The organism is Spirillospora sp. NPDC049652 (assembly GCF_040675125.1).
In the GTDB taxonomy this organism is placed as follows: domain Bacteria; phylum Actinomycetota; class Actinomycetes; order Streptosporangiales; family Streptosporangiaceae; genus Spirillospora.
The window spans coordinates 1-3169 of record NZ_JBFAOF010000849.1; the positions used below are offsets into that span (position 1 = coordinate 1).

The window sequence follows — 3169 nt, forward strand, 5'->3', positions numbered from 1 at the left end:
GACCCGGCGGACTCGGCCGGGGACTTCGCCCCCGCCTTGCCGCCGGTCCCGGCCTCGGCGTCCGTCGAGCGCGCCGCCTGGGCGAGCTCCCACTCCTGCTGCTTCAGGTCGGCCTCCCGGGGCGCCTGGATCCGCCTCATCTGCTTGTTCATCGAGCGGATGAGGAAGACCAGGGCCACGCCGATGGCCAGGAACACGCCGAACCCGAGGAAGCCCGGGGTGACCGTGTCGTTGTTCAGCGGCAGGTTGTTGTCCGCGAGGACGGTGGTGGTCAGGGCGAGCATCAGACGGAAACCTTCTCCCGGATACCGGCGAACAGATCGTCCTCCGGCAGCTCGGTGTCAACCAGGGACCTGGCCAAATGGTAGTCCTCGGTCGGCCAGGCCTCGCGCTGGACGTCCAGTGGGACCGCGAACCAGAAGCCGTCCGGGTCGATCTGGGTGGCGTGGGCGATCAGCGCCCGGTCCCGGGTCTCGAAGTGCGCGGCGCACGGGATGCGGGTCGTGACCTCCCACTTCTCCGGGCGGTCCTTGGCCCGCTCGCGCCAGTCGGCGTACGGCGACTCCAGGCCGGCGGCCTTCATCGCCTCGTCCAGCGCCTCGATCCGGGCCGTGTTGAAGGTCATGTGGTAGTAGAGCTTCAGCGGCTGCCACGGCTCGCCGCCGACGCCCGGGTAGCGGTCCGGGTCGCCGGCCGCCTCGAACGCCTCGACCGACACCTCGTGGGTCTTGACGTGGTCGGGGTGCGGGTAGCCGCCGTTCTCGTCGTAGGTGAGGATCACGTGCGGCCGGAACTCGCGGACGGCCCGGACCAGCGGCTCGGCCGCGCTCTCCAGCGGCTCCAGCGCGAAGCAGCCCTCGGGCAGCGGCGGCAGCGGGTCGCCCTCGGGGAAGCCGGAGTCGACGAAGCCGAGCCAGCGCTGCTCGACGCCGAGGATCTCGCGGGCGCGCGCCATCTCCTCGTTGCGGACCTTCCCGATGTTCTCCCTGATCTCCGGGCGGTCCATCGCCGGGTTCAGGATGGAGCCGCGCTCGCCGCCGGTGCAGGTGACGACGAGCACCTCGACGCCGTCGGCGACGTAGCGGGCCATCGTGGCCGCGCCCTTGCTCGACTCGTCGTCCGGGTGGGCGTGGACCGCCATGAGCCGGAGCGGCGCGCGCGCCGCTCCGCCGTCCGCCGCCGGCCCGGAGGCGGGCGCGGACAGGACGGTGGCGGGCTCGGACGCCTGGTCCGGCACCTGGCCGGACGTCTGGTCGGTCACCTGGTCGGACACCTGGGGATCTCCCTCACAGCACGGTTCGACGGGACCCGGTTCGGAGCATCGGCCGGGACCGAAGAGAATTGTTCCTGACAACGCCACCAGCCCGCACGGAGATTCCCCGCCATGAGCGCCAGCGTCCCAGCAGCCTCCGCGCCCGACCCGGCCGCGGCCGAGGCGACGGCCTCCTCCCCGGTCGCCGAGGAGGAGTCCTCCTCACCGTTCCGGCGGCGGCACGACCGGCCCGGCCTGGGCTGGCTCGGCTGGATCGTGATCGGCGTCCCGACCCTGCTGTTCGCCGGGGGCTGGGCGTTCCTGGTGGCGCACGTCGGGCAGACCCCGGGAATCTCCATGGAGACCCGCACCGTTGACCTGAGAGAGAACGCCGCCGTCGTGACCTACGCGGTCGGCAAGCCGAAGGACGAAGTGGTGCGGTGCGTGGTGGACGCCTACGACGACAAGCTGGCCGTGCTCGCCCAGCGTGAGATCACCGTCCCGCAGGGGACGTCCAGGGTGACCGCCCAGGAGACCCTGGAGACCCCGCGCAAGGCGACCGGCGGACGCATCCGCGACTGCCGCAAGGCGTGATCCGGGCCGCCTGACCGGGGATAACTCCCGAACAGGTGGACATACTCGGATAGAACAGGACCCGGCGAAGCCGAAACCCGCGCGGCTGATTGCGGGGCCCGGCTTCAGGGAACCTTTACCGCACACACCGGATAGGCTAGAGGTTTAACCCGGCCGCACTTCATGTCGATGTGTCGCCCTCCCGTCCGGGTGGGCGAGATCGCAACATGTGGATGAGGAGTACCCGTGACCGAGACCCGCGCTGACAACGTCACCTGGCTGACCCAGGAGGCGTACGACCGGCTCAAGGCTGAGCTGGACCACCTGTCGGGCCCGGGCCGCATCGAGATCGCGCAGAAGATCGAGGCGGCGCGGGAAGAGGGTGACCTGCGCGAGAACGGCGGCTACCACGCGGCCAAGGAGGAGCAGGGCAAGATCGAGGGCCGCATCCTGCAGCTGCAGAGCATCCTCGAGAACGCCCGGGTCGGCGAGGCCCCGCGCTCGGAGGGCGTGGTCGGCCCCGGCATGACCGTCACGATCTCCTTCGAGGGCGACGACGAGGAGGTCACCTTCCTGCTCGCGTCCCGCGAGGAGAGCGGCGTGCCGATCGACGTGTACTCCCCGAACAGCCCCCTCGGGTCGGCGATCAACGGCAAGAAGGTCGGCGAGAAGGCCTCCTACACGCTGCCGAACGGCCGCACGATGAGCGTCGAGATCCTCGACGCGACGCCGTACGGCGGCTGAGCCCGCCGCCAGCGAGGCCGGAAGACTCCGCGAACGCCGCGACGCCCCGTCCCACCCGGGACGGGGCGTCGCGGCGTTTCCCGGCCGTTCGTCCCGACTTTTAGCCCCGGCCGTTCGCCCTGACCTTTCGTCCCACCGTTTTCGGACGCGGGCGGGGTCAGGGCTTCTTTCGAACGCTTCCTCGGACGCGGGCGGGGTCAGGTCTCCTCGGCGACCTGTTCGCGGAAGTCGCGGGCGACCCGGTCGGCGGGGAGCCGGTCGAGCAGCAGGCGCAGCTCGCCGCCGACGCGGCCCGAGTCGACGGACTTCAGCAGCCGCAGCGCCCGGCGGCCGGTGGCCACCGCGGCGTCCACCTGCCCCATCCGGACCTGCGCCGCCGCCACGACCGTGAGGGCGAGGGCGTGGTCGCGCGGGTACTCGTCCCGGTCGAGGCCGACCCAGTGGGACAGGTTCCTCGGCACGTCCGCGGCCCGGCCGAGCTCCAGCATGGCGAGGTTCGGCTCGATCGTGGTCGAGGGCCGCCGCATCCAGTAGATCCAGGCCGGGTCGTCCTCGGGGCGGCGCCGCTCCCAGTGCGCCTCCGCCCGCGCGAGCGCCTGC

The 3169-nt window shown here is 71.7% G+C and carries 5 protein-coding genes; 2 read left to right on the forward strand and 3 right to left on the reverse strand.

Features of this window, described 5'->3' with window-relative positions:
- The coding region (locus AB0J52_RS33725; protein ID WP_500186930.1) for a hypothetical protein at window positions 1–284 on the reverse strand (284 nt) is incomplete at its 3' end.
- Window positions 284–1141, reverse strand: a complete 858-nt coding sequence (gene mca, locus AB0J52_RS33730) for a mycothiol conjugate amidase Mca (RefSeq protein ID WP_500186936.1) — start codon at window positions 1139–1141, stop codon at window positions 284–286. The genes AB0J52_RS33725 and mca, both read right to left, overlap by 1 nt.
- A 243-nt stretch (window positions 1142–1384) precedes the next feature.
- Here mca and AB0J52_RS33735 point away from each other — a divergent pair, with 243 nt between their 5' ends.
- Both AB0J52_RS33735 and greA read left to right on the forward strand, forming a co-directional pair.
- On the forward strand, window positions 1385–1846 hold the full coding sequence (locus AB0J52_RS33735; RefSeq protein ID WP_500186931.1) for a DUF4307 domain-containing protein: 462 nt from the start codon (window positions 1385–1387) through the stop codon (window positions 1844–1846).
- A 225-nt stretch (window positions 1847–2071) separates the two neighbouring features.
- Entirely contained in the window at window positions 2072–2569 is a 498-nt protein-coding gene (greA, locus tag AB0J52_RS33740; RefSeq protein WP_500186933.1) for a transcription elongation factor GreA, read from the forward strand.
- 197 nt (window positions 2570–2766) lie between these two features.
- Here the strand turns inward: greA and AB0J52_RS33745 are convergent.
- A partial coding sequence (locus AB0J52_RS33745; RefSeq protein ID WP_500186934.1) for an NsdA family TPR-like regulatory protein occupies window positions 2767–3169 on the reverse strand: 403 nt, incomplete at its 5' end.

Coding starts and splice junctions, on each gene's coding strand:
- mca (WP_500186936.1), bottom strand. CDS start 1,141: ATGGCGGTCCACGCCCACCCGGACGACGAGTCGAGCAAGGGCGCGGCC.
- AB0J52_RS33735 (WP_500186931.1), top strand. CDS start 1,385: ATGAGCGCCAGCGTCCCAGCAGCCTCCGCGCCCGACCCGGCCGCGGCC.